5 protein-coding genes are annotated in these 6,413 nt (G+C 46.4%); 1 reads left to right on the top strand and 4 read right to left on the bottom strand.

Going from position 1 to position 6,413, the window contains the following annotated elements; all coding sequences use genetic code 11:
- Nucleotides 1–389 precede the first annotated feature (389 nt).
- From RIM23_RS01230 to RIM23_RS01215, 4 genes are all read right to left on the bottom strand, one after another.
- Entirely contained in the window at nucleotides 390–674 is a 285-nt protein-coding gene (locus RIM23_RS01230; RefSeq protein WP_446363749.1) for a hypothetical protein, read from the bottom strand.
- Between the two features lie 698 nt (nucleotides 675–1,372).
- Nucleotides 1,373–1,549, bottom strand: coding sequence for a hypothetical protein (locus RIM23_RS01225; protein ID WP_446363747.1), 177 nt, complete (start codon nucleotides 1,547–1,549; stop codon nucleotides 1,373–1,375).
- Nucleotides 1,550–2,008: 459 nt separating this feature from the next.
- Nucleotides 2,009–3,847, bottom strand: a complete 1,839-nt coding sequence (gene ftsH3 / locus RIM23_RS01220) for an ATP-dependent zinc metalloprotease FtsH3 (RefSeq protein ID WP_446335542.1) — start codon at nucleotides 3,845–3,847, stop codon at nucleotides 2,009–2,011.
- 162 nt (nucleotides 3,848–4,009) lie between these two features.
- Nucleotides 4,010–4,825 carry an aminotransferase class IV gene (locus RIM23_RS01215; RefSeq protein ID WP_446363745.1) on the bottom strand — a complete coding sequence of 272 codons (816 nt, stop codon included), beginning with the start codon at nucleotides 4,823–4,825 and terminating at the stop codon, nucleotides 4,010–4,012.
- A gap of 169 nt (nucleotides 4,826–4,994) precedes the next feature.
- Between RIM23_RS01215 and RIM23_RS01210 the strand changes: the two genes are divergently transcribed.
- On the top strand, nucleotides 4,995–6,341 hold the full coding sequence (locus RIM23_RS01210; RefSeq protein WP_446363743.1) for a cytochrome P450: 1,347 nt from the start codon (nucleotides 4,995–4,997) through the stop codon (nucleotides 6,339–6,341).
- The last annotated feature ends 72 nt before the right edge of the window (nucleotides 6,342–6,413 follow it).

Raw genomic sequence — 6,413 nt, 5'->3', positions numbered from 1 at the left:
GGGTATTGCCACGTAAATCGTGCCTACGTAACGCAGAGGAATGTCGGCTGGCTCCTCGTTCCGGATTAGTGACTCATGCTGTAGGGTTGTGGTTTTCGCTGCCGAATTTTTGAGCCCACGCTCTTTTGCTGGGAGATGTAACCGAGCGATCCGTGTAGTTAGGGATTAAATTCGCCAGTGATTTAATTCGGATAACGTTATTCTTTTGTGGTAATGTAAATACAAGTCGCGGGTGGGCATTCCGAGACTATAAACGGACGTGGAGAGGGTGTAAGACCTCATTTGGAGGCAACCTTCAGCGACTTGTATTTACATTACCACAATAGTAGAACGTTATCCGAATTATTTGACTGGCGAATTTATTCGCTACCTAGACGGTTCGCTCGGTTTCATCTCCCAGCTAAAGAGCGTGGGAGCCTAATTTCCGTATAACCATCAATCTTATAGAAACCGGGGACTAAACGTGCATCTTGGATTAAACCCGTTGCCGTGATTCCATCTCCCAAGTCATCCCGTTCTGGATCATCTTCTGGTAATGTTAACTCTAAAAATAAAGAACGCTGGCTCACTATCTCACGAGTGGCTCTCCAAGCTGCCTTAACTGAAATATTCCAAATATCTTTACCGTCTTTTTGCAGCACACTGCCCATAATTCCAGGCAATAGAACTACCATATCTGTCATCTCTGTTTTTTTAGCATGAGCGTATTCACCTCAATTCAATAGATGGACATAAATCAACGTAAAATGGTATAATTACTGCGGCAAACTTATTGGTTTTGATCGCTACCTTGCTCATAAGGTAAGCAACGACAGTGAGGAGAGTGTAATTTATTGTGTCACTTTATTAAGCGATCGCATGATCGGTGCGTTCCCAGGGCAAAGAAGCCATAGAACCATTTCCTGCTACAGTTTTACTGGACACATCCCTTAATTGTCACAGAAGCCTAATCCCAGCCATTGTCAGAACTAGGGATAATGGGGAGCGATCGCGCTTCGTGTACGTGGAGATTGTACGGGTTTTCTGGGCGCACAGGGCTTGCTATCCGAAAATGCAAATCCATTAAATTAGCTGTGTCACACCAGTAGGTTGGGTTGACGTAGAAAACCTAACAAAATATAGTGGCTTGACACAGCTCAAATTGTGGAATAGATTTGACCATTGAATCGGGCGCACGCCATGCGCCCCTACAGTTTCGGGGTGTAATTCTAATTCATCAAATAAGGTGTGCCACGCCACTAGGCTAAAGCCCTTAATCTAAATGGAACTGACGCAAGCTCAAGCTTACTTAAACTTACTAGGTAATACCTTGAACCCGTTTTAACGGGTTTTAGCTTTCAGCCCGAACTTTAGTTCAGGGCTTAATCAGTGCTTATCTAAGAATAGATTTGAGCCGAAAATACCCAATCTGGCAGGCTGAATAATCGCATTGATTCAAATAATCCAACGGATGCCATTCATTATGGCTAATCGATTCAAAATAGCTGCCATCTTGCCGCGCAATCTCTGGCTCTATATCCGTTACATCGGCATAGTACATATAACACATTTTCGTTCTAGGTAGTGATAGCCCCTAGCCGTTTCCTTAACCGTAATCCAATCGGTGCGAAAAATAATTTTCTTCTTTACTCATCATTTGTAATGCTTGTTAATAGGCTGATTAATATTGTTTTATAAAGCATCCAATAAACTACCACAGTCGGGGCGGGTTTAGTCACATCCCTTGTGCAACCAAAAAGATAGTTGTGAAAAGAACCCCTACATAATACCAAATCCGGGTTAGCTACCCCCGTTATAACCTAGTCCTTGTCAAGCGGACTAGGTTTGTGTAGCAGCGATTTCAATCGCCGTGACAAAAGGGGGTAATAAAGGCGGATTTGGTAGAAAACCAGGTTCCCCTGATTCCAGACGCGCCATGGTACGTCTGGAACATTACATCCGTTGTATCATCCAAAAAAAGGACAGCGTATGCATTCGCTGCCCTAAACATTATTACAGACCGGATAAGTTAAATGATCGCAGCCATCTTAACGTCGTTTTCGGCTAAGAGTTCTTGCAGTTCCTCAGCATCTACGGTTTCTTTCTCAATCAGCATTGCAGATAATTTGTCCAGGATGTGTTTGTTATTCACCAAGACATCTTTAGCACGATGATATGCTTCATCCACCAACTTACGCACCTCTTCATCAATCGTTGCGGCGGTGGTGTCGGAGAAATCCCGATCTGAGGCAATGTCCCGTCCTAAGAACATATTGCCATTTTGCCGTCCTAGGGCGACAGGACCCAAGCGATCGCTCATCCCAAAGCGCATGATCATTTGCCGTGCGACGCGAGCAACTTGTTGTAAGTCGTTAGAAGCACCGGTGGTTACTTCTTCTTCACCGAAGATAATTTCCTCAGCGATTCGACCCCCCAAAGCTACCGCCATTTGATTTTGCAGGTAGGAACGGGAATACAACCCAGAATCCATGCGGTCTTCACTTGGGGTAAACCAGGTTAATCCACCTGCCCGACCGCGTGGGATAATACTAATCTTCTGCACTGGGTCATAATCGGGCATTAACGCACCGACCAAGGCGTGACCGGCTTCATGATACGCCACTAACCGCTTGCGCTTCTCGCTCATCACCCGGTCTTTCTTCTCAGGTCCTGCCAATACCCGGTCAATGGCGTCATTTACCTCATCCATGGAGATTTCGGTGAGGTTGCGCCGTGCGGCTAAAATTGCGGCTTCGTTAAGCAGGTTTGATAAATCGGCACCCGTGAAGCCGGGAGTCCGACGGGCAATTTTTTCTAAGTCTACATCCTTGGCTAAGGTCTTGCCGCGAGCATGAACGTTGAGAATTTCCAAACGTCCGGCGTAGTCGGGGCGATCCACGACAACCTGACGGTCAAAACGACCTGGGCGCAGTAATGCTGAATCGAGAACATCAGGACGGTTGGTGGCGGCAATAATAATAATACCCGTATTGCCTTCAAACCCATCCATCTCAGTCAACAACTGGTTCAGGGTTTGCTCCCGCTCATCGTTACCGCCGCCTAAGCCAGCACCCCGTTGACGACCTACGGCGTCAATTTCATCGATAAATACGATACAGGGAGCATTATTCTTGGCTTGCTCAAATAAGTCGCGGACACGAGAAGCACCCACACCTACGAACATTTCCACGAACTCAGAACCGGAAATGGAGAAGAAAGGTACGCCAGCTTCCCCAGCAACAGCACGAGCTAAAAGGGTTTTACCCGTTCCCGGAGGACCAACAAGCAGAACCCCTTTAGGAATTTTTGCACCAATGGCGGTGAAGCGATCCGCGTTTTTCAGGAAGTCAACCACTTCGTTGAGTTCCAGCTTGGCTTGTTCAATACCCGCGACATCGCCAAAGGTCACCTGGGTTTGCGGTTCCATCTGAACTCTGGCTTTGGATTTGCCGAAGTTCATCGCTTGAGAACCCGGACCATTTTGCGCCCGCCGCAGTAAGAAAAATAAACCGACCAGAAGCAGGATGGGGAAGAAGAGTCCGCTCAGGGTTCTGAACCAGAAACCATCATCACTCTGAGGTCGAACTTTAATATCTACGTTATTTTGGGTGAGAATACTGATTAGTTCTGGATCGTTGGGCAGGTTGACCAGGTACTGGGAACCGTCTTGAGAGGTTACCATTGCCTGAGTGCGGTCAGAACTGAGTTGAACGATCTCGACCTTCTTGCTGTTAACGTTATCAATGAACTGGTCGTATCTCCAGGTTTCCCTGGTTTGGGACGGTTGGTCTAAAAATGCTGTTGCCAAGGCGATGACTACTATCGCTAGTAGTGCATAAAGCCCCGCATTTCTCCATTTTTTATTCACTACTGATTTCCTCCTAAGACTTAGGATGTGATGTGATGACGTCGAATCGGCTGATTATATTAACTAATGTTAACGTCTATCAGAATATTTGGCGAAGTTGGTTTGGTCAAAAGCAGGGAATGAGCTAATTTTCTATTGATGTGGTATAATAAGAGGCTGTAATTATTTTTTAGACTCCACAAATAAACGCTGCAACGGTGCTAAAACACCAGAAAGGGAGCGATACTCAAAGGGTTGATCTGCCGTGAGAACGGTGTGAATGGGGATAACTTCCATGACACTATTGGTATACGCGATCGCGTCGAACTTCTGTACTAGTTCCTGATTCCAGGGAAATTGCCGAATTTCTAATCCTTGCTGTTCTAGCCAATTAATAAGTTGCGATCGCGCCACTCCCGGTAATATTCCCACATCAATCGGCGGTGTCCACCAGCAGCCGTCTTTAGCGCCCCAAAGATTCCCCGTACTCGTTTCTAACCAATTCCCTTGATCATCTACTAATATAGCCTCCTGAGCGCCGAGTTGTTGTGCCTTTTGCAGCGCTAGCCATCCCCCCAGATAGTTCCCGGTTTTATAGGTAGGTAAGGAACGGCGCAAGTGGGGCGCTGCGGCTAACCAGGCGATCACACCATGGTGTTGGCGTTCGCTTAAATCGGCGGGTAGAGGACGCCCAGTAATCCATTCTCGCCCATCCGGGAAAATCACAATTCTCAGAACCGCAAATGAGGGGAGTAATTGTTCTGCACCGTGGCGGATTCTCTCCCAGTCAGGGAATTGCCAACCAAAAACCTGTAAACTTTGACGTAAACGCGCACAATGAGCGTCCCAATTTGTTAAGGGGTGGGAGAGGGAGTGGTGATAAACGCGCAGGGTGGTAAAGGTTGTCGCGCCATAAATCAAGCCCGGATCATTAATCGCGAGTTCGATGCGATCGCCGAGAATAAGTTTACCGTTATACCAATAACCGACTTGGGACATAAGAAAAACGTTCGTAGCACGCTCAAATCAGACAAGATTTTTCCCGATCACGTCTGAACACAATGAATTAGCCCTGCTTAAAGGGGGTACTACAGGGGGGTGGATATAGCTTAACATCATGGATAATTAGTATCACCAGAAAAGCCATCATCCTTTCCTTGCCCGTCCTATGATTCAAGTCAAAGAAAAACAACCCGATGGACCCAAAGCCCCCCCCTGGTGGCAGAAGATTCAGTGGATTACTAATCCTCTGGATTACATGGATGCAGCCGGACAACGGTATGGTGATATTTTCAATGCCCCTGTTATTGGCAATCATTCCTGTCTATTGTTTGTCAGTCATCCCCAAGCCCTACAACAGATTTTTACCAATGATACCAAGCAATTTACAGCTCCTCCGAATAGACTTTTACAGCCAATTGTCGGAGATCATTCGATATTTGTACTAGAAGGCGATCGCCATCGTCGGGAACGTAAACTTTTAATGCCACCGTTCCACGGAGAACGCATCCGAACTTACGGGACACTTATCTGTGATCTAACCGATAAGGTAATGCGGCAGTTGCGTCCGGGTCAAACCTTTATTGCTCGTTCATTGGTCCAGGAAATCTCCCTAGAGCTTATCTTAAATGCTGTTTTTGGTATTCATGATCCAGAGCGTTTTGGTCAACTGAATGCGCTAATTTCTACTCTGATGGATCAATTTAAATCTCCCTTCACATCAGGATTACTCTTTTTCCCAGCCCTACAGAAAGATTGGACGACTTGGGGTTCCCTCCGTCGCTTACAGCAGCAAATTACTCAGCTAATCTATGCGGAAATTAGAGAGCGCCGTCAACAAAAAGACTCTTCTGGTTCAGACATTCTCACCCTGCTGTTATCGGCGCAGGATGAAGAAGGCAAACCAATGACCGATGAAGAATTGCATGATGAGTTGTTCACTCTATTACTAGCCGGTCACGAAACTACAGCCACCGCGATCGCATGGGCGCTGTATTGGGTTTATCGATCACCTGACGTGCAAAAGAAGCTATTGCAAGAATTGGATTCTCTCGGTCAAGAAGCAGATCCTCTGGATATTGCTCGTCTACCTTATCTCACAGCCGTGTGCCATGAAACGCTGCGGATTTATCCTGTGGCTGTCTTAACTGTACCTAGAGCCGTGAAAGAACCTGTTGAACTGATGGGATATCAGCTACAACCTGGAACCCAAGTTTATGGCTGTATTTATCTCACCCATCATCGCCAGGATTTATATCCCCAATCTCATCAATTTAAACCAGAACGCTTTTTAGAACGCAAGTTTTCTCCCTATGAGTTTTTCCCCTTCGGTGGTGGAACACGGCGCTGTATTGGTGAAGCTTTGGCATTATTTGAGATGAAATTAGTCCTTGCCAAAATTGTCTCTCAGTATCAGCTAACTCTGGCACAACAGCAACCTGAGCGTCCTCAGCGACGGGGTGCCACTTTAGCGCCTAGCACAGGTGTAAGGTTAATTATGCAATCTAAAAGATAGGGGAGCAGGGGGCGGCGGTGCGAGGGACAAAGGTATTTTTAGGGACGCTTTTAGGGATTAAAATTGATTGTT

The organism is Coleofasciculus sp. G3-WIS-01, from assembly GCF_040223135.1.
In the GTDB taxonomy this organism is placed as follows: domain Bacteria; phylum Cyanobacteriota; class Cyanobacteriia; order Cyanobacteriales; family Coleofasciculaceae; genus Coleofasciculus.
This window is presented reverse-complemented; position numbering and strand designations above follow the sequence as displayed.